18 protein-coding genes, 1 pseudogene and 1 riboswitch are annotated in these 19,770 nt (G+C 63.1%); of the genes and pseudogenes, 5 read left to right on the top strand and 14 right to left on the bottom strand.

The features are described 5' to 3' along the window. Positions 1-661: 661 nt before the first annotated feature. The 6 genes from lnt to miaB are packed head-to-tail and all read right to left on the bottom strand — an operon-like array spanning position 662 to position 7,114. Positions 662-2,311: an apolipoprotein N-acyltransferase gene (lnt, locus tag IHE30_RS00615; protein WP_337687989.1), complete on the bottom strand. Its 1,650-nt coding sequence runs from the start codon at positions 2,309-2,311 to the stop codon at positions 662-664. Positions 2,312-2,352: 41 nt separating this feature from the next. Then, a complete protein-coding gene (locus IHE30_RS00610; RefSeq protein WP_076786115.1) occupies positions 2,353-3,243 on the bottom strand; it encodes an HlyC/CorC family transporter in 891 nt (296 codons plus the stop codon). Positions 3,244-3,295: 52 nt separating this feature from the next. Then, entirely contained in the window at positions 3,296-4,090 is a 795-nt protein-coding gene (locus IHE30_RS00605) for a gamma-glutamylcyclotransferase (RefSeq protein ID WP_337687984.1), read from the bottom strand. Between the two features lie 21 nt (positions 4,091-4,111). Beyond that, a complete protein-coding gene (gene ybeY, locus IHE30_RS00600) occupies positions 4,112-4,585 on the bottom strand; it encodes an rRNA maturation RNase YbeY (RefSeq protein ID WP_337687982.1) in 474 nt (157 codons plus the stop codon). Next, positions 4,582-5,730 carry a PhoH family protein gene (locus IHE30_RS00595; RefSeq protein WP_337687981.1) on the bottom strand — a complete coding sequence of 383 codons (1,149 nt, stop codon included), beginning with the start codon at positions 5,728-5,730 and terminating at the stop codon, positions 4,582-4,584. The genes ybeY and IHE30_RS00595 overlap by 4 nt, the downstream gene beginning before the upstream one ends. 22 nt (positions 5,731-5,752) lie before the next feature. Then, on the bottom strand, positions 5,753-7,114 hold the full coding sequence (miaB, locus tag IHE30_RS00590) for a tRNA (N6-isopentenyl adenosine(37)-C2)-methylthiotransferase MiaB (RefSeq protein WP_337687979.1): 1,362 nt from the start codon (positions 7,112-7,114) through the stop codon (positions 5,753-5,755). A gap of 268 nt (positions 7,115-7,382) precedes the next feature. Between miaB and IHE30_RS00585 the strand changes: the two genes are divergently transcribed. Further along, positions 7,383-7,529 (top strand): hypothetical protein, encoded by a 147-nt coding sequence (locus IHE30_RS00585; RefSeq protein ID WP_337687978.1) that lies wholly within the window; start codon positions 7,383-7,385, stop codon positions 7,527-7,529. On the opposite strand, the gene ribB is transcribed toward IHE30_RS00585, so the two are convergent. Beyond that, entirely contained in the window at positions 7,526-8,269 is a 744-nt protein-coding gene (ribB, locus tag IHE30_RS00580) for a 3,4-dihydroxy-2-butanone-4-phosphate synthase (protein ID WP_337687976.1), read from the bottom strand. The genes IHE30_RS00585 and ribB overlap by 4 nt on opposite strands. A gap of 132 nt (positions 8,270-8,401) precedes the next feature. Continuing rightward, positions 8,402-8,576: riboswitch (FMN riboswitch) on the bottom strand. 130 nt (positions 8,577-8,706) lie between these two features. Between ribB and IHE30_RS00575 the strand changes: the two are divergent. Beyond that, a pseudogene (locus tag IHE30_RS00575) lies at positions 8,707-8,879 on the top strand (XdhC family protein); the annotation flags it as partial. 9 nt (positions 8,880-8,888) lie between these two features. On the opposite strand, the gene glpK reads toward IHE30_RS00575, so the two are convergent. After that, positions 8,889-10,391, bottom strand: coding sequence for a glycerol kinase GlpK (gene glpK, locus IHE30_RS00570; protein WP_337687974.1), 1,503 nt, complete (start codon positions 10,389-10,391; stop codon positions 8,889-8,891). A gap of 51 nt (positions 10,392-10,442) precedes the next feature. Beyond that, positions 10,443-12,002: a glycerol-3-phosphate dehydrogenase gene (gene glpD / locus IHE30_RS00565; RefSeq protein WP_337687972.1), complete on the bottom strand. Its 1,560-nt coding sequence runs from the start codon at positions 12,000-12,002 to the stop codon at positions 10,443-10,445. Between the two features lie 78 nt (positions 12,003-12,080). On the opposite strand from glpD, the gene IHE30_RS00560 reads away from it, so the two are divergent. Next, on the top strand, positions 12,081-12,488 hold the full coding sequence (locus IHE30_RS00560) for a hypothetical protein (RefSeq protein WP_337687970.1): 408 nt from the start codon (positions 12,081-12,083) through the stop codon (positions 12,486-12,488). A gap of 242 nt (positions 12,489-12,730) precedes the next feature. Here IHE30_RS00560 and IHE30_RS00555 read toward each other — a convergent pair whose 3' ends face one another. Together IHE30_RS00555 and IHE30_RS00550 are read right to left on the bottom strand one after the other, a co-directional pair. Beyond that, positions 12,731-12,928, bottom strand: a complete 198-nt coding sequence (locus tag IHE30_RS00555) for a hypothetical protein (protein WP_337687969.1) — start codon at positions 12,926-12,928, stop codon at positions 12,731-12,733. A 255-nt stretch (positions 12,929-13,183) separates the two neighbouring features. After that, a complete protein-coding gene (locus IHE30_RS00550) occupies positions 13,184-13,963 on the bottom strand; it encodes a DeoR/GlpR family DNA-binding transcription regulator (RefSeq protein ID WP_337687966.1) in 780 nt (259 codons plus the stop codon). A gap of 264 nt (positions 13,964-14,227) precedes the next feature. Between IHE30_RS00550 and IHE30_RS00545 the strand changes: the two genes are divergently transcribed. Together IHE30_RS00545 and IHE30_RS00540 are read left to right on the top strand one after the other, a co-directional pair. Then, the gene (locus IHE30_RS00545) at positions 14,228-15,055 is read left to right on the top strand and encodes a ferritin-like domain-containing protein (RefSeq protein WP_337688359.1); all 828 of its coding nucleotides are present in this window, start codon (positions 14,228-14,230) and stop codon (positions 15,053-15,055) included. Positions 15,056-15,135: 80 nt separating this feature from the next. After that, entirely contained in the window at positions 15,136-15,633 is a 498-nt protein-coding gene (locus tag IHE30_RS00540) for a hypothetical protein (RefSeq protein ID WP_337687964.1), read from the top strand. Here the strand turns inward: IHE30_RS00540 and IHE30_RS00535 are convergent. The 3 genes from IHE30_RS00535 to IHE30_RS00525 form a co-directional block, all read right to left on the bottom strand. After that, positions 15,630-17,288 carry a DEAD/DEAH box helicase gene (locus IHE30_RS00535; protein ID WP_337687963.1) on the bottom strand — a complete coding sequence of 553 codons (1,659 nt, stop codon included), beginning with the start codon at positions 17,286-17,288 and terminating at the stop codon, positions 15,630-15,632. The genes IHE30_RS00540 and IHE30_RS00535 overlap by 4 nt on opposite strands. A gap of 192 nt (positions 17,289-17,480) precedes the next feature. Continuing rightward, positions 17,481-18,779, bottom strand: a complete 1,299-nt coding sequence (locus IHE30_RS00530; protein WP_337687960.1) for a c-type cytochrome — start codon at positions 18,777-18,779, stop codon at positions 17,481-17,483. 20 nt (positions 18,780-18,799) lie between these two features. Next, positions 18,800-19,531 (bottom strand): c-type cytochrome, encoded by a 732-nt coding sequence (locus IHE30_RS00525; RefSeq protein ID WP_337687958.1) that lies wholly within the window; start codon positions 19,529-19,531, stop codon positions 18,800-18,802. Positions 19,532-19,770 lie beyond the last annotated feature (239 nt).

Here is a 19,770-nt window from a genome sequence, read left to right as displayed (position 1 = left end):
TATTTTTATTGCCGGCGGCCTTGCCTTGACCGGTGCTTATCATCACGTGGAATGGCAGGCTGTGTGTCCGGGGTGGTGTGTCGTTGTCGTTGATCTCATCTTCGCTCTTGAACACATCACCGAACTTGAAGCATCCGAGTATGTCTCCGCGCGGTACATGTGCTATTGCATCGACGCTGTCTATGTGGGGGGGGACGCTGAGACAAGTTGATAACCGTCCAGATTGTTATGCAACTTCTTGTTGATGATGCTCCCTTTCCATATACCGTACTTGACCGCATCCCAACGCATCTGACCGCATAAGATTTTGTCATGCGAGTTCAGGATCTTTGCCTGTGCATGATGCTGTGCAAAATTAGCTGTTGCCTCGCAGCCCCTTTTGAGTCGCTCTTTTGCCAGTTCCGGGTGCCCTTTCACGGAAGGGTGGAAGCAACTCGCACCCACGCACGCCAACGTCTTGAGTGCGGCTAGGCTGCCCAATTTGCTTTGGCCAGTGACTTGCACATTGGCGCCCGTCACCGGCTGCTTGCCTGAGTCAGGGAGCGTGTTATCGAGTGAGTTTGAAGCGTTAGCGAGGCGACTCGTACGCCAAACGCTGGCTCGGCCGCCCGACATCAACGGATCTGGCATTGGGTGACTTCCTAGACGACAACGTTCGTGCCTATTCGCATGCGCGGCCAGCGCTGGCGCGGCGTCCCATCCCAAAGCCGAGCGCCAGCCCGACCAGCGATATGACCAATACGGTTAGATTGCCGGCTACGATGTAGGGCGTCATGCCACTGCGGCCTCGCACGCGTACGTCAAGGGCGCCCACTGTGAAGCGGCGCAATTGGGCCTTAACCGAGCCGTGCGCATCGATCATCGCGGTGGCGCCCGTGTTGGTGGCGCGCAGCATCGGCCGCCCGGTCTCGAGCGCGCGCATCCTTGCCATCTGCAGGTGCTGATCCAGTGCAATCGTATTGCCAAACCAGCCGAGGTTCGTCGAGTTGACCAGCACGCTGGCTGGTGGCGACTGGCTGCGCAGCGTGCGGGCGATTTCTTCGCCGAAAATGTCCTCGTAGCAGATATTGGGCGCGATCGACTGCCCGTGCACGATGAACGGTGGCTGTATCGAGCCGCCGCGCGAGAAGTCGCCCAATGGCATCTTCATCATGTCGACGAACCACCGGAAGCCCCACGGGATGAACTCGCCGAATGGCACCAAATGATGCTTGTCGTACCGGTACAGACCCGACGATCCCGGCGTGATCCCGTACAGCGCGTTGGTCAAATCCTTCGGCCCGTTTTCGGTCATCGTTGCGCCGACAGCGCCGAACAGGACCGACGTGTGGGTGGCGTCCACGAAGCGCCGTACCGCCGTGCCGAACTCGGGCGGCGCTTCATACAGCAGCAACGGGATGGCGGTTTCGGGCGTCACGACCAGATCGGCCGGCTTTTCTGTGATGAGCTGCTGGTACTGTGCAATGGCGTGACGGATGCCGACCGGGTCGAATTTCATGCTCTGCTCAACGTTGCCTTGAAGCAGGCGCACCCACAGTGCAGGCCCGCTCGGCTGGGTCCACGTCACGCGCGCGAGCAGCATGCCGCAAACGAGCAGCCCTGAGGCGACGGCGGCTGGCACGAGCCACGTGACCACACCGCGCCCCTCACCAATACGCATGGCCGCCTGTATGATCAATGCGCCGACGAGCGCGAGGACCCAGCCTACTCCGTAGACGCCGACGAGCGGCGCGAAGCCGGCTAGCGGACCGTCAACTTGCGCGTACCCGCTTGCGAGCCATGGAAAGCCAGTGAAGACGGTTCCGCGCAACCATTCGCCCAACGTCCACGCGCAGGCGAACGCCACGCTCGCATGCCAACTGGGCGTGAACGTTGCGCATTGTCCGCGCGGTGCGCGACACAGATGCCATAGTCCGGCCGAAAACGCCGGATAAAGGGCCAGATAGAGCGAGAACAGCACGACGGCGGCACCGGCCATGAGCGCGGGCATGTCGCCATAGCAGTGCATGCTCACATACAACCACCACACCCCGCTGACGAATTGACCGAAACCGAATGCGCCACCGGTGAGCAACGCGCCGCGCAGCGTGCGGGTGCGCGAAACGAGCCAGAACGCACAGGCAAAGATCGCTAACTCAAGCCAGCCGCCGTGTGGCGTGGGCGCGAACGCAAGCGTATTCAGCGCGCCGATGGTGCCTGCCAGCGTCACATGCAGCACCGTTGCACGACGGCTGCGTGACGCGTGTTGCAACGGCGGGAAACCAGACGAGGCAGCGCGTGGCGCGGGATCGGCGATCGGCTTATCGACCATCTGTCGGTATAGGAAAGACGTGCGTGGGTGCTGCCCTGGGCTCAATGATCATCGCGGTCGCGGGCCGCGAGCGCGCCGGCTGGCACGTGCTTGGCAAGCAGCATATGGACCTGTCGCGCGTCGCCACGCAGGATCTCAAACACGAAATCGTCGATGCGCACTTTTTCGCCACGGTGCGGCACGCGGCCGAAGCGGTGCGTGACCAAGCCGCCGATCGTGTCGACCTCGTCATCGCAGTAGTGCGTGCCGAACGTCTCATTGAACTGCTCGATCTCGGTCAGCGCACGTACCCGGTAGCGGCCGTCCGGCGTTGCGATGATGTTGCCTTCTTCTTCGTCGAAGTCATATTCGTCCTCGATGTCACCGACGATCTGCTCGAGTACGTCCTCGATGGTGATTAATCCGGCGACACCGCCGTATTCGTCGACGACGATCGCAATATGGTTGTGGTTCGCACGAAAGTCGTGCAACAGCACGTTCAGGCGTTTGGACTCGGGGATGAACACGGCGGGGCGCAACATGCCACGCACGTCGAATTCCTCTTCCGCGTAGTAGCGCAGCAGGTCCTTCGCGAGCAGGATGCCGATCACGTTGTCTCGGTTGCCATCGTACACTGGGTAGCGCGAGTGCGCCTTCTCCAGCACAAATGGAATGAACTGATCGGGGCTGTCGGCGATGTTGATCGCATCCATCTGCGCCCGGGGCACCATGATGTCGCGGGCGCACAGGTCAGCGACCTGGAACACGCCCTCGATCATTGACAGCGAGTCGGCGTCGATCAGGTTGCGTGCGTGCGCGTCCTGCAGGATTTCGAGCAACTCCGCACGGGATTCCGGCTCGGGCGAGATGAGATCGGTCAAGCGCTCCAGCAGCGAGCGGGGTTTGTCTGGATGTTTCGAGTGACTTTTCCGGCTGGGATACGGGTCGTTCATGTTCAAGCGTCCCGCGGGACCGGACGCGCGATGGAGGTAATCAAAGGATACACTAACTGGAATGCGCGTCTGTGACGCCGCGCACGATGGCGGTTGTGGCTGGCCGCACGCCCTCGCCCGAGCAGCGCTCAAGCATTTTCTCGAGCGCGACATCGGGGATGCCGTTCGCCCGCAGCGCCTCGACGGTGCGCGCGACGTAGTCGTGGGTGGTGCCGTAGCGGCCGCTTGCCCGGGCGAGCACGATACGCATGACGTCATCCGACACGCGGCCAGCATAAGTTGCTGCTTCGCGGCGCATCACGAATGCCAGCGCGCGTACATCGCGCCCGTCATCGAGCATGCAGCGCAGCCACGCGGGACGGTACGAGCCCATCGACATTTCACGCCGCCACAGCACCTGCAGGTGCGGCATCGCACTGTGCCCATCGAGCCGGAATGCAATGCCCGGGCAGCAGCCGCCACGGTCTAGCGCGAGCACCAGGCCGGGCAGTTCGGGCGTGCCACGGTTCACCCGCGACCACAGGTACAGGCCCCGGTGATGGCCCATCACGCGTGCCCGGCACGATTCAACTGTCGGCAGACCGGGATTCCAAATCAACGATCCATAGCCGAACAGCCACAAGTCGCTCGCCCGGTCCCAATGCACTAGCGTATGCTCGATCGATGCCGCCAGCTCCGCGTCCGTCAACAGTCGTGCGTCGCCGTCGATCGTAGGTGGATAACCCGGCACTGCCCCAGGCGGCACCGCACTGGGGCGCCCGGCCGGCGTGCGTGGGCACGGCGGCGCCGGCGCATCGTGCTCGCGTTCGTCAGTTTCGGCGTGGTCGCCACGTTCGTCTTGCATCATTCTCGGTAGGCTTGGGCTTGCTCAGCCCTGTTGCGTGTACGGGTCCGGATAGCCGAGCCGCGCCAGAATATCGGTTTCAATCGACTCCATCTCCCGTGCCTGCTCGTCATCCTCGTGATCGTAACCTTGCGCGTGCAGCACGCCATGCACGATCAGGTGCGCGTAGTGTGCATCCAACGGTTTGTGCTGCTCGCGCGCCTCGCTTTCAACCACCGGACAACAGAGCACTAGGTCGCCACTGACCGGTTCATTGTCCGATTCCCCGTACGCGAATGTGAGTACGTTCGTTGGGTAGTCCTTGCCACGGTAGCTACGGTTCAGCGTGCGGCCCTCCTGCTCGTCGACGAAACGAATTGTCAACGCAGCGGGCGCGAAGAGCGCGGCGCGGACCCAACCGGCGATCCTGGCGCGCGGCAGCAACGCCTTGTGGGCGGCGAACGTCTTGGCCGGGAACTGCACGCTGAGCGTGAGCTTCGGGGCACGGGGCGCGTTCATGCCGGATGCGCGCCGTCCGGATGGCGCTTGGCGTGTGCATCGTAGGCCTCGACGATGCGTGCGACCAGCGGATGCCGCACCACGTCGGCACTCGTGAAATGCGTCAGCGCGATGCCGCGCACGTTGTGCAGTACCTGTTGTGCCTCCACCAGTCCGCTCTTGTTGCCCCGCGGCAGGTCGATCTGCGTAATGTCGCCGGTGATCACCGCCTTGGACCCGAAGCCAATGCGCGTGAGGAACATCTTCATCTGCTCGGGTGTGGTGTTCTGCGCCTCGTCCAGGATGATGAACGCATGATTGAGCGTGCGCCCGCGCATGTACGCGAGCGGCGCGATCTCGATCATCTGACGCTCAAACATCTTGGCTGTCTTATCAAAGCCGAGCAGGTCGTACAGCGCGTCGTACAACGGGCGCAGGTACGGGTCAACCTTCTGCGCGAGGTCGCCGGGCAGGAAGCCGAGCCGCTCGCCGGCCTCGACTGCCGGACGCGTCAACACGATTCGCTTGACCTGGTCTCGTTCCAGCGCGTCAACCGCGCAGGCGACCGCCAGGTACGTCTTGCCGGTACCGGCCGGACCGACCCCGAACGTCACATCGTGCTGCAGGATTTGCTTCAAGTAATCGCGCTGCGCCGGCGTGCGTCCGCGCAGGTCGGCGCGCCGCGTGTACAGCGTTGGTCCGCGTTCGTCATCGGGCAGGTCGGCGTCGGCTGACCCGTCGAACGGATGGTCGGGATCGCCGCGCAGGCGCAACGGCGCTGCCTCGTCCAGCGTCGCGTCGGCGCGCGCAGCCGGCTGCAGGCCGGCGCCTTCGGCATCCGCCGCGCGGGCGCTGCCGCGGTGGGTGGCGTGGCCCGGCACGCGTGCCGGGTGCTCGGCACTGTAGCGCGCCTCGACTAGCGCGAGTTGGATATCGTCGACGGACAGCGGATCGCGCGCGAGATGGTAGAAATTTTCCAGTGCGGTCAGCGCGACTTTTGCGGCGCGGCCGCGAACCGTGATCCGGTGGCCGCGGCGCGACAGTGTCACATCGAGCGCCTGCTCGATCTGGCGCAGGTTTTCGTCAAGCGGACCGCATAGGTTTGCCAGTCGCGTGTTGTCGTCGCGCGGCGCGGTGAATTCGAGCGTGGGCAGGGGTGTCTTCAAGATGCGTCGTAATGGGCGCCAGTCAATGCGTGCTTGCCGGCGTTAGCGCGAGTTCCCCGCGCAGTGAATGCGGATAGGCGTGGACAATCTCGACGTCGACCATCTGGCCGAGCAGGCGAGCGTGCGAAGCCTGCGGCGCCGGGAAGTTCACCACGCGGTTGTTTTCAGTGCGTCCGGCTAACTCGTTCGGATCCTTGCGGGCCGAGCGCTCGACCAGGATGCGTTGCACGGTGCCGACCATCGATTCGCTGATCTTCGCCGCGTGCGATTCGATTGCGGCCTGCAATTGCTGAAGCCGCGCAAGCTTCACGTCGTGCGGCGTGTCATCATGCAGATTCGCGGCCGGCGTGCCAGGGCGCGGACTGAAAATGAACGAGAAGCTGGTGTCGTATTGCACCTCGTCGATCAGCTTCATCGTCTTGGCATGGTCGTCGTCGGTCTCACCGGGGAACCCGACGATAAAGTCGGTTGATAACGAGAGCTGCGGCCGGATCGCGCGCAACCGCCGCACGATCGACTTATATTCGAGCACCGTATAGCCGCGCTTCATCGCCATCAGGACCCGGTCCGAGCCGTGCTGTACCGGCAGGTGCAGGTGACTTACCAGCTTGGGAACGCTTTCGTACGTCTCGATCAGCCGTTGCGAGAATTCTTTCGGGTGCGACGTCGTGTAGCGGATCCGCTCGATCCCCGGAATCTCCGCGACGTACTCGATCAGCGTCGAGAAATCCGCGATCTCGGCGGCGCCGGCGCTGATCGCGCCCCGATATGCGTTCACGTTCTGCCCGAGCAGCGTGACCTCGCGCACGCCCTGATCTGCCAGGCCAGCCACCTCGGTCAGCACGTCGTCCAGCGGGCGGGATACCTCTTCGCCGCGCGTGTATGGCACGACGCAATAGCTACAGTACTTGCTGCAGCCTTCCATGATCGAGACGAACGCGGTGGGGCCTTCGACGCGCGGCGGCGGTAGGTTGTCGAATTTCTCAATCTCCGGGAACGAGATGTCGACTTGCGCGTGGCCGCTTGCGCGCCGCGCATCGATCATCGCGGGTAGCCGATGTAGCGTCTGCGGGCCGAACACGAGATCGACGTAGGGCGCGCGCGCGACGATCGCCGCGCCTTCCTGGCTGGCGACGCAGCCGCCGACGCCGATCAGCAGGTCGGGACGCGCCTGCTTGAGTTCGCGCACCCGACCCAGGTCGGAAAAGACCTTTTCCTGCGCCTTTTCGCGAATCGAGCAGGTGTTGAACAAGATGACGTCCGCGTCTTCCGGGGAGTTGGTTTTGACAAGACCTTCAGCTGCGCCAAGCACGTCGACCATCTTGTCGGAATCGTACTCGTTCATTTGGCAGCCAAAAGTCTTTACATAGACTTTTTTGGACATAGTGTCGCCGTTCGCAGTCGTTTATCTGGGGGCGGGAGAAGCCAGAATTATACGCCTAGCCGGTGATATCCCTCATGTCGGCGAAGGTGTGGGCAAACGATCCGCCAGCAGTCGAGCAGCACGCGCAGCCGCGGCGGTAGGGACCGGTTGCGGTGGGCAATCGCGTTCAGCCGCGGCACCGGATGACCTTGCCATGCCGGCATCACGATTCGCAGGTGGCCCGCGCACACGTCGCTGGCATGTCCCAGATCGACTTGTACGCGATGGCATGGCCACGCTGCTGTGGGGCGCCGCAGTCGTTGCGCTGGTGGCGCTCGCGGTGACGCTGCTCGCCGCCGGCGGCGAGCAGCGTCACCGAGCGTACTGGCCGCACGGACACGCGCGCCGTCGTGCGGCGCCCGGTCGCGCCGACTAGCAGGCGCTCAAGCCGAGCGCTGCGGGCGCTGGGATCGACGCGTCGGTGCCCGGCCACGCCAGTGCGCGCCGGAAATCGACCAATTCCTCGATTGTCAGCATCGGCAGCCGATGCTGCGTCGCGAAACGCTCGACATCGTCACCGCGCGTCATCGTGCCATCTGGATTCATGAGTTCGCACAGCACGCCAGCCGGCTTCAGCCCGGCCAGCCAGCATAAATCGACCGTTCCCTCGGTGTGGCCACGGCGTGCGAGCACGCCGCCGGGTTGTGCGCGCAACGGAAACACGTGCCCCGGACGAACGATGTCGGTCGGCTTAGCTTGGTCCGCGATGGCCGTGCGAATCGTAGTCAGCCGGTCGGCCGCCGAGACGCCGGTGCTCACGCCGTCACGTGCTTCGATCGATACAGTGAATGCGGTGCCGTGGCGGCTCTGGTTGGCCGGCACCATCTGCGGCAGCGCAAGCTGGCGAATCTTCGCATCCGGCAGGCACAGACACACGATGCCGCTGCATTCGCGGATCAACAGCGCCATCGTCTCGATCGTCAGCTTTTCGGCCGCGATGACCAGGTCGGCCTCGTTTTCGCGATTGAAGTCATCCTGCAGCACGACAGGACGCCCGTCGCGCATCGCCTGCAACGCGGCGGCGATGCGCGGCGGGATTGCGTGGGGGTCGGCGTGATAACGTGAGTACAGAATCGAGCCTGTCGGCGGCTCGAACAACGGTGTGGGTTTCGACATGAAACGCTCCTCGCAAGGTTTGGCGAAAAACGTTTCAGGGCAACGGCTGGCAAGAGACAACCGAAGGAAGACCGACCCGGGCAGCCGCCCGCACGGCGAACTGGCCGTGTGCGCGCTGTCGGCGTCGTGCCCTCACATCTTCTCTCATCCGGACTATGACCGTCGGCTCTGGCATCACACCAGATCTGCTGACCCGACGCGGCGTTTGCACGACGCATCGGCGCTCGCGGGCTCGTCGCGCGCCGGCCGAAGGACCGGTGCGCGGCATACCGCCGGTGGGGACTTTCACCCCGCCCTGAAGACGTATTGACGTGCCACCGCACATCGGTTCGACGACGCACGAGCGGCATTCGGGAGCATACAACAACGCGCGGCGTTGTGCCGCGCGCGGTTTGCAGTGGCGTGCCGACCGCGAGTTAATTTGATTCGCGTTGCATCGCAATAATGCGGCGCGTGGCGCGCGGCTTAAAGCCTTGGACCTGAACGGTGAACAACTTGCCAGACCGTACGGGCGGTCGGCATTGATATCGGCAGCGGCACGCCGCCGGAAATCATGATCTCGATTCTCGCGGAAGTCATGGCCGCAAAAAATGGCGTATCGTTGCCGACACAGTGCGGTTCATGACGCTGCATCGGCCCACGCCTTCGCGGCACGGATCGCGCGATGCCACGCCGCCAGCCCGCGTTCGACGTCCTCGGCGCGTGCGTGGCGCACGAAACGCCGGTCCATTTGCCATTGCTGCTGTAGCTCGGCAATATCGTTCCAGTAGCCGACCGCGAGTCCGGCCAGATAGGCGGCACCCAACGCGGTCGTTTCCTGGATTTGAGGCCGGACCACGTCCACGCCGAGCAGGTCGGCTTGAATCTGCATGAGCAGGTTGTTTTCCACCGCGCCCCCGTCCACGCGAAGCTCGCCGATGCGCAGTCCAGCGTCTGCTTCCATCGCGCGGACCACGTCGATCGACTGGTACGCGATCGCCTCGAGGGCCGCCCGGGCAAGATGGCCGGCCTGCGTGCCGCGCGTGATGCCGAACACGGTGCCCCGCGCGTTGGCGTTCCAGTGCGGTGCACCCAGTCCGGCGAAAGCGGGCACGATGGTCACGCCGTCCGTATGCTCGACCGAGCGCGCCAGCGCTTCGATGTCCCGTGCGTGCCGGACGAGGCCCAGTTCATCGCGCAGCCATTGCACGAGCGCGCCGGCGATGAAAATACTCCCTTCCAGCGCGTACGTTACCTGGTTGCCGATCTGCCATGCGATCGTGGTCACAAGGTTGTTGCGCGATTCGATTGGCTGCTCGCCCGTGTTCATCACTAGAAAGCAGCCGGTGCCGTAGGTGTTCTTGACCATGCCGGCGCCCGTGCACATCTGGCCGAACAGCGCGGCGTGCTGATCGCCGGCCACACCGGCGAGTGGAATAGTTGCGTTAAATAGGCTCGTCTGTGTGTCGGCGTAGATCTGCGAGGACTGGTACACCTCGGGCAGCATCGAGCGTGGGATGTCGAACAGCGCGAGCAGCGCATCGTCCCACTGCAGTGTATGGATATTGAACAGCATCGTGCGTGACGCGTTGGTCGCATCCGTCACATGCAACTGGCGTCCGCTCAAGTTCCATATCAGCCAACTGTCGACAGTGCCGAAGGCGAGCTTGCCCTGCGCCGCCTTGGCGCGCGCGCCATCGACGTGGTCTAGGATCCAGCGGATCTTGGTGGCGGAAAAATAAGCATCGATCGGCAGACCGGTCTTCTCGCGCACCGTTGTTTCCAGGCCGCGCGCCTTCAGCTCGTTGCACAAGCCGGCGGTGCGGCGGTCCTGCCACACGATCGCATTGTGGACCGGCTCGCCAGTATCGCGGTCCCAGACGATCGTGGTCTCGCGTTGATTCGTGAGGCCGATTGCGGCGATCGACGCGGCACTGAGCCCAGCTCCGACCACGGCTTCGGCGGCGACACCGGCCTGGGTTGACCACATTTCGCGCGGATCGTGCTCGACCCAGCCGGGCTGCGGATAGAACTGACAGAATTCCTTCTGCGACACGGACACGACATGTCCGCCGCGATCGAACACAATCGCGCGCGAACTGGTGGTGCCTTGGTCGAGTGCAAGAATGTAGCGGTCGGTCATTGGCGTCTCCTCGAGCTTTCTGTTGCCCGCGGTGCCAGGCCGCCGGCCAGGTTACACGTGAACCGTGTGGGCGAGGCGCGAGTTGGGTTCGGCAGCGGCCTGCGCAGCGCCGCCGAATCGCTCGAACCAGGCCCGCACGTTGCCTACTGCCTGGGCGTCCAGTCGCAGGCCAACCTTGGAGCGGCGCCACAGCACGTCGTCCGCGCTGCACGCCCATTCCTCGTCACGCAAGTAGCGCAATTCGGCTTCGTACAAACCGGGTGCAATTTCCGCGCCCATGTCGGACAGCCCTTTCGCGCCCTGTAGCAACCGCTCGACGCGCGTGCCATACGCGTGCGCGTAGCGCAGTGCAAGTGTGCCGGGTAGCCACCGATGACGCGCCGCGAATTGCTCGGCGAACGCCGCAAAGTTCGAGCCGGCGATATCGCCGCCGGGCAGGGACGCATCGTGGGTCCAGGCTGGTTGCGTGATCGCCAGTGGCCCGCTGAGGCGGTCCAGCGCTTCTTCGGCGAGCTTGCGGAACGTCGTGATCTTGCCGCCGAACACCGATAGGATCGGCGCCTGCCCGGGGGGCATGTCCAAGTCCAAGCGGTAGTCGCGCGTGACTGCCGACGCAGCGGCGCTCTCGTCGTTCTCCAGCAGCGGGCGAACCCCCGCGTACGTCCATACCACGTCGGTAGGCGCGATCGAGCGCTTGAAATAGCGGTTCACCGATTTGCACAGGTATGCGACTTCGCTCTCGTCGATCTGCACGCGCGAGGCGTCGTCATGGTATTCGACGTCGGTCGTGCCGATCAGCGTAAAGTCTTTTTGATAGGGAATCGCGAAGATGATGCGCTTGTCGGGATTCTGGAAGATATACGCGAAATCATGATCGAACAGCTTGCGCGTGACGATGTGACTGCCCTTGACGAGTCGGACGCGATGCTGCGCGCCCAGCTTCAACGTGTCGGTCAGTAACTCGCCGACCCAGGGACCCGCGGCATTGGCGATGGCGCGCGCGCGAACCTGTTGCAGCCGTCCGTCGCGTGTGCGCAGCTGCGCGTCCCACGATGCGCCGCTGCGCTGCGCGCTCACCAACTGCGTGCGCGTTAAGATCGTCGCGCCGCGAAGTCGCGCGTCGAGCGCGTTGAGCACGACCAGTCGCGCATCGTCAACCCAGCCGTCCGAATAGACGAAGCCGCGGGTGATCGAGTCCACCAGCGGCGTGCCGCTCGGATGAGTGCGCAAGTCGATACCTTCTGAGCCGGGCAGCCTCTCGCGCCGGGCAAGGTGGTCGTACAAGAACAGTCCGGCGCGAATCAGCCATGCGGGGCGCAGGTGCGGCATGTGCGGCATCACGAAACGCAACGGACGGATGATGTGCGGCGCGGCGCGCAGCAGGACTTCGCGCTCTTGCAGCGCTTTCCTGACTAGCCCGAACTCGTAGTATTCGAGATAGCGCAGCCCGCCATGAATCAGCTTCGTGCTGGCCGAGGACGTGTGCGCCGCGAGGTCGTCTTGCTCGCACAGCAGCACCTTTAATCCACGGCCTGTCGCATCTCGCGCAATGCCCGCGCCATTGATGCCGCCGCCGACGACCAGTAGATCGTAGTGATCCGTTTTGTCCACCTTATCCCTCCGAATGGCACGGCCCCGCTGCGCGGTCTGTGCGCTGCGTCCTTGCCTATGCGCGATTAGCAACATTAAATGTTCGTAAACGAAAATTTAGCGAATAAACTTAAAAATATCAAGCTATTCAAATACGTGACAGAAAAAGGGACGCCTGGGCAACGGAAAGGACATTCGGCGCACATGCCCAGCCGCCGGATAGTGTCCTGGGCTGAGGCAGGGCCTGGCCGCCGGATGATGTTCGACGCTGGGAGGGTACCTGGCCACCGGGTGATGTTCGACATTGGAATGGTGCCCAGCCGCCGGATGGTGCCCGACGCTGGAAGGGTGCTCGGCCACCGAATGATGTTCGATGTTGGGGTGCTCGGCCACCGAATGATGTTCGATGTTGGGGTGCTCGGCCACCGGATGATGTCCGATGTTGGGGTGCTCGGCCACCGGATAATGTTCGATGTTGGGAGGGTGCTCGGCCGCTGGGTGATGTGAGCCGCTGGCATGGCGAGTTGGGCGTCACCGGAATGATGCTCCGGTGGCTGTATTTACGGTCCTCGGCGCTCGGGCGCGCCCGTGGAGTGGGAGGATGGGACGGCCAAAAAAACGCCACACGATCGCCATTAACGTCGCGACAAACGGCGAGATGGCTCGGACAGTATGCAGAGGCGGCAGCGCGCGCCGGACGCCGCAGGCGCGGCGTCCATCGGCTCAGCGCTGTTGCAGGGCAAAGCGGCTTACGAGTAGCGCTTGATCGCGCGCAACGCAGTATCGCCCATCTCGGTCACACGAAGCCGTTGCCAGCCGGTCGCCAGTTTCTCAAGCTCGACCATTTGGCACTCGAGCAGTGCGTCCAACTCTTCTCGGTTCATGTCGACCTGATTCGGCGCGTCCTTCACTAGCAAAAGCGTGGCGAATTCATGCGGACTCAGCATCGTTGTTCTCCAGCGGACCGGCTCAGCGGTGATTGCGAACTCTTCGGCAACGGGCGCCGAATCGGTTGACGGACCCCGGGGCAGGCTTCCTGGCGCTCGCGGTGCGGCCATGTGCACCATGAATCTCGGAAATTTGCATTCTAGTCGAGCATTGCAGCGTTGCAATTTGCAGCGCAACATCGAAAGTGATTGACAGGCAAACCGGGCGACGGCACTCATGCAATCGTGAAATGCTTGTGGCGCGCGTCGCTGTGCTTAACTGGCGATGTGAACGTCGGTGCCCGCTGCCAGCATGACCTCCGCCATCTCACTGGGTGTGGGTGCGTCGGTGAACAGCGCGTCGACCTGGCTCAAATGGCCAAGGCGCACCAGCGCGGGGCGCCCGAACTTCGAATGGTCCGCCACCAGGAACACGCTGCGTGCGTGCTCGATAATGGCCTCTGCCACCCTAACCTCGCGTGTATCGAAGTCGCGCAGCGTGCCGTCCAGTTCGATGCTCGAGATGCCGATCAACGCATAATCGACCTTGAATTGGCGGATGAAATCGATCGCCATCTCGCCGACCACGCCCTGGTCCCATGGACGGACGATGCCACCGGTGACGAGCACCTCGCATTCGGCATAGCCGCTCATGACCGCCGCGACGTTCAGGTTATTGGTGATCACGCGCAGGCCGCGATGGCGATTGAGCGCACGCGCCACTTCCTCGGTCGTTGTGCCCAGATTAATGAACATCGACGCCTGGTCTGGAATATGGCTGGCGACGAGTGCGGCGATGCGCCGCTTTTCTTCGTGGAACATGCGCTGGCGTGCAGTATACGACACGTTTTCCGAGCTGGTGGGCAACGTGACTCCGCCATGGTGGCGGCGCAGCAAATTCATTTCGGCGAGCCAGTTCACGTCGCGCCGGATCGTCTGCGGCGTGACGTGAAAGCGTGCAGCAAGGTTCTCGACAGTGACGAAGCCTTCGTGCTGAACGCAATCGAGCAATTCCTGCTGGCGTGCATTCAACGTGATGCGCGGGTCTCGGGTCATGTTTTTGTCAGCATGGTCGCGAAGCGGTCCGGTCCGTGTATTGTAAAGGCCCGCACACGCTGGATAGCGTATGTTCTTTTTGACGCAGGCTATCGGAACTGCCTGGGCGAATGCCCGGTCTGTTTCAGGTCAGCAGAGTCGGGCGCGGCACGTTAAACTGCAACCGATACTACGTAGGTCATGCAGAAGTCGCGAATCGATACCCGGATCAAGCACTGCGAGCAGGGGCGCAGGCGTGCCGGGGCGCAGGCTTCGGAGGAAAAAATGCAAACCGACACTCAAACTGTGTTGCCGTGGCGTATCGAGGATATCGATTTGTCGCGGATTGATCGTTCGCGCGCCGCTGTGAACGAGGATTTGCTGCTACTGTTATGCGCGGCGTCGTTTATTGAAAGCGGCTCAGATTTGTATACCAGTAACCTCAGCGCGTTCTTCGATGGCGATCCAGAAGTGTCCGGATGGCTGAACCAGCATTGGGAACACGAGGAGTTGCAGCACGGCCGCGCGCTCAAGGCCTATATCAATTATGTTTGGCCAGAGTTCGATTGGGACCTGGCATTTGAGCATTTTTTTGATGAGTATTCGAAAACGTGCTCGTTGGAAGCGTTCGAAAAGACCCGGGCGCTGGAAATGGTCGCACGCTGCGTGGTGGAGACCGGTACGGCCACGTTGTATCGCGCGATCAACGAGTGCTCAGACGAGCCGGTGCTCAAGCAGATCACCGACAACATCCGTAGCGACGAGGTGCGGCATTACAAGTACTTTTTCAGGTTTTTCAAGAAGTACAACCAGATCGAGGGCCATGGCCGTCTTGCGGTGCTCGGCGCGCTGATGCGCCGCGTGATGGAAATCAAAAACGAAGATTCAGAGATCGCGTTGCGACATGTATTCGCGGTCAGATATCCTGCGCAGGTTCGCAACAGCGCCTACATGCGGGAAAAGGTGGTGCGCGTGAACGCACTGGTACGCAGGCACCTGTCGGCGGACATGTGCGTGAAGATGCTGCTCAAGCCGCTCGACCTGCCTGCGAAGATCCAACCCGGCGTGCATTATCCGCTGGCCAAGATCACGCAGCACGTGTTCTTTCGCTAGCGACTAGTACGGCGGCGCTCAGTCGGCGAGCGCGGACGGCCCGCTGCGCGCGGGCCGTCGTTCACGACCCGGAGAAAACGATGACGGATCGGCAGACCGCGCTGATACGGGGCACATTCGATGAGTGGCCCGATGTGCTGCACGCCTGGTTCGATGGCACGCATCTGCATGACAAGGCGTCGTTTGCGGCCTCATTGATCGCCGTCGATCCGCTCCGCTGGCCTTGCACGTCGTTGCTCAGCGTGGGCGAAATCGTCGTGCCTGATTCCCACAGTGTGCGGTTCGCGCTGTGGCCGCAGTCCCGTACCGCGCGGGCTCTTGCCGCCGGCGGCAACGCGCTGCTCGAGTTCGTTTTCGAGCACGCGTGGTATCAGGTGCGCCTGGGCGTGAGCACACCGCGCCGGCAGGACACGACGACGCTGACTGTGTTCGACGCCGTGCTGGAGGCGGCACAATGGCAGCGCGTTGACTATGCGCAACTCGTGGCCGGCGTCACGTTCGAGCTGCTCGAGCCCGCGCGCGCTGCCGTGCTTGCGCGTTGGGACGCGCAAATCCGGGCGATGCTTGCACACGACTAGCGCGACGAGCCCTTAGTGCCACCGCCGAGCAGCGCCCCCGGGCCGCCGTTGCGCCGTGGCGATGATCGTGGCGAGTCGGCTGCGCGTGACTGCCGTGCGTCGCGGTCTTGGGCTTGCGCCATTCGTTTGTCACGGCCGTCGTGCGACGCAGGCGTGGCCGCTTCGCGGTGCCGCCCCGGCGTAGTTTGGGGTGCCGCGCCGCCGCGCTTGCCCGCCGGTGCGGCGCCCGGCTTCGCAGCGTGTGTTGCCGGGGATTTGCCCGCCTGTGCGGGTCGCGCGTTGGCGGCTGCTCCCGCCGGCGACCTGGCTAGTGCCGCTGGTTGTGACTTAGCGGCTGCCCCTGACTGGGTCGCTGACCCTGGCTTAGTGGCCGCCCCTGTGCGGGGTTGGGCCGCTGGCGCCGCGGGTGGTTTCGCCGCTTGGCCAGCCTGTGGCTTGGTGCCGGCGCGACGGGGTTCGCGTGGCCCTGCACCGCGCGCCGGCTGGCTGCGCCGCTGGATTGGCTCTGGCTTCGCATGGGGATCCGGTTCAAAGCCGGCAATGACCTCACGCGGTAGCGTGCGCTTGATCAGGCGTTCGATGTCCGTGAGCAATTGATGCTCGTCGATGCAGACCAGTGATACGGCCTCGCCCGTCGCGCCCGCGCGGCCGGTGCGGCCGATACGGTGCACGTAGTCTTCCGGGACATTCGGCAGGTCGAAATTCACTACGTGTGGCAATTGGTCGATGTCGATGCCGCGCGCTGCGATGTCGGTGGCGACCAGCACTTGCAGCGTGCCGTCCTTAAATGCTGACAATGCCCGGGTCCGGGCCGCCTGGCTTTTGTTGCCGTGGATAGCCAGGGCGCTGATGCCATCCTTCGTCAACTGTTCGGCGAGCCGGTTTGCGCCGTGCTTGGTGCGTGTGAACACGAGCACCTGGAACCAGTTATGCGCTTTGATCAAATGCGTGAGTAGCTCGCGCTTGCGGTCGCGATCGACCGGATAGATCGTTTGAGTGACCGTCTCGGCGGTGGTGTTGCGACGGGCCACCTCAATTAGCGCTGGTGAATCGAGCAGGTTGTCCGCGAGCGCCTTGATCTCGTCGGAGAACGTCGCCGAGAACAGCAGGTTCTGGCGCTGCGAAGGCAGATGCTTGAGCACTCGCTTGATGTCGTGGATGAAGCCCATATCCAGCATCCGGTCGGCCTCGTCGAGCACCAAAATCTGCAGGCTGCTCAGGTCGATTGTGCGCTGCTGAAGGTGATCTAGTAAGCGTCCAGGCGTGGCTACAACAATGTCGACGCCGCGCCGCAGTGCGTCGATTTGCGGGTTGATGCCGACGCCGCCGAACATGACTGTCGAGCGCAGCTTTAGGTACTTACCGTATTCACGCACGCTTTGCTCGACTTGCGCAGCCAATTCGCGTGTCGGCGTCAGGATCAGTGCGCGAACCGGTACTTTGCCCGATGTCGCGCGCGAATGGGATAGCCTTTCTAGGATCGGCAGCGTGAAGCCGGCGGTCTTGCCGGTGCCGGTTTGTGCGCCGGCCAGCAGGTCGCCGCCGCTGAGCACGGCCGGAATGGCTTGTCGCTGGATCGGTGTCGGCGTCGTGTAGCCGAGTTCGTTGACTGCGCGAACCAGAGGTTCGGACAAGCCGAGAGAATTAAATGACATGTTGGATGGTGGTGTCGCCACCGGTCCAGCGCGCAACGCGCATCAGTCGCGAACCGGTGCAGTGAAAGTCTGAAGACGCGAGGGCAGGCCGACTGTCGCGATGCCCCGCGTAAGTACAACAGCGTGATAACAAAGACAAAGGGCGCGGCCCGTGGTTCCGGCCGCGCCCTGAGATTGGAGATTCGCGTGGAATCAGTCGAGCGGCGCGGAGCGCAGTTCGTTGACCTGTTGCGGCGACACTGGCGTGCCCTTGTTGCCCCATGCCATGCGCAGGTACGTGACCACCGCGGCGACTTCCTGGTCCGACATCGAGTGCGCGAACGGCGGCATGCCGTACGGTTCAGGATTGGCGTGCGTGCTTGGCGGATAGCCACCATTGAGCACCATGCGGATCGGATTCACTGCCGATTGCATCTGTACCGACTGGTTGTTCGCAAGCGGCGGGAAATGCGGCGGATAGCCAAGACCATTTTCCGCATGGCACTTCGCGCATTGATCGTTGTAGATCTTCTTGCCTTGCTCGAACAACTCCTTGCCGAACGCGACAGAGGTTTCCAACTGTGTCGTCTCTGGTGCTTCCTTCTTCTGCGGAATTGTCTTCAGATACGTTGAAATCGCTCGGATGTCTTCGTCAGTCATGTATTGCAGGCTGTTGTGCACGACTTCGGACATGGGCCCGAACACCGCACCGCGTTGCGACACGCCAGTCTTCAACAAATCCGAGATGTCCTTCAAATCCCAGTCGCCCAGGCCTGCTTCCTTGTTCGACGTCAGCGACGGCGCGTACCAGTTCTGCAGCGGAATTAAGCCTCCAGCAAACGCCGCTGCCTGATTCGAGCCACCCAGCGCGTTGATCGACGTGTGGCACATGCCGCAGTGGCCCAGCCCCTCGACCAGGTAGGCGCCGCGGTTCCATTCGACCGACTTGGTCGGATCTGGCTTATATTCGCCCTCGCGGAAGAACAACGTGCGCCAGCCGATCAGCATGTTGCGTTGGTTGAACGGAAAGCGCAACTCATGCTCACGGCTGGGCTGGGCAACGGGCGCCACCGAGCGTAGATACGCGTAGATGGCATCCGAGTCCGCGCGCGTGACTTTCGTATAGCTGGTGAACGGGAAGCCCGGGTACAGCAACTCGCCGTTCTTGCCGCGGCCGGTGTGCATTGCGCGGTAGAAGTCGTCCGAACTCCATTTGCCGATCCCGTACTGCTCGTCCGGTGTGATGTTCGGCGTGTACATCGTGCCAAACGGCGTGGCCATTGGCAAGCCGCCGGCGAAGGGCTTGCCGCCGCGTACCGTGTGGCATGCAACGCAGTCGCCGGCGCGTGCTAAGTATTCGCCTTGCTTGATCAGCGCGGCTTGGTCGGCCGGGCTCGCGGCCATCGCGCTGCCGCCGTGGATATTGTCGCTGCCAGACCACAGCACCGGCACCAGCGCCGCGGCCGCTACCGCGATGACGGCCGACAGCGCGAAAAGAGTCTTACGTTTCATCTCGATGTGTCTCCTGTCGCTTACTGCGGCTCGCTGCCGCATTGCAGCGGCATCTTCGACGAACGGGCCGGCGCCGGCACTGGGTTGGCCGGTGCGGGTTGCGTGGAGAGCCAGTGGGCGACCGCGGCGATGTCGTCGTCGTTGAGGCGGGTCGCGACCGTGTGCATGCAGTCTGGCGCCTTCGCGCGGCGCACACCAGAGCGCCACGCGCCAAGCTGCGCGCTGATGTAGTCGGCATGCAGGCCCACTAGGCCCGGGATCGCCGGTTCCATGCCGGTCAGCGTCTTGCCGTGGCATGCCGCGCATGCGGGCACGTTGCGCGCCGGATCGCCATTCAACACGATCTGCTTGCCGCGCGCCAGCGTTGACGCAGAGACGGTCGGCTGCGCCGGCGCCGGGTACGGCGGCCGTTGTTTCGAGTAGTACTCGGCGATCTTGCGCAGATAATCGTCGGAAAGGTACGTGACCAGGTAGTTCATCGGCGGGTACTTACGGTGCCCGTCGCGGAAATTGACCAACTGGTTGTACAGATATTCAGCGGGCTTGCCTGCAAGACGTGGAAAGTAGTCGTTGTCGGTGCCCTGACCCTGATCGCCGTGGCATGCGGCGCATGCGGCGACGCGGGCTTCCATTGAGTTCAGAGGCAGCAGGTTCGCTTGCCCTTTGGCAGCGCTGGCAATGCCTGCGCTGGCAGCCAGAAGTGCAGCCAGCAACGGGCGCAAGAGGCGTCTAGAAGACACGCGTAACTCCATCGATAATGGGGACCGCATTTGGTAACGCAGGTGGTTTTGGCGAAGGCTTGGCGCGCCTTCCGAATCGCGACGCCGACTTGCGGCGGCGAAGGTGCTGCAACGCAGCAGGTAATTCTATCACCGAACGGTCATATTGGCCATTTGGCTGAGCGTCGAAGTGGCCATTGGGCTGGACGTCGCGACGGACGAGGCGATTCGGCCATCTGGCCAGTAATGTGACGATTTGCTACGTCTTTTTT

This window comes from Mycetohabitans sp. B46, assembly GCF_037389205.1.
Taxonomy (GTDB): domain Bacteria; phylum Pseudomonadota; class Gammaproteobacteria; order Burkholderiales; family Burkholderiaceae; genus Mycetohabitans.
The sequence above is the reverse complement of the archived record's forward strand: the minus strand, read 5'-3'. Positions and strand labels throughout refer to the sequence as shown.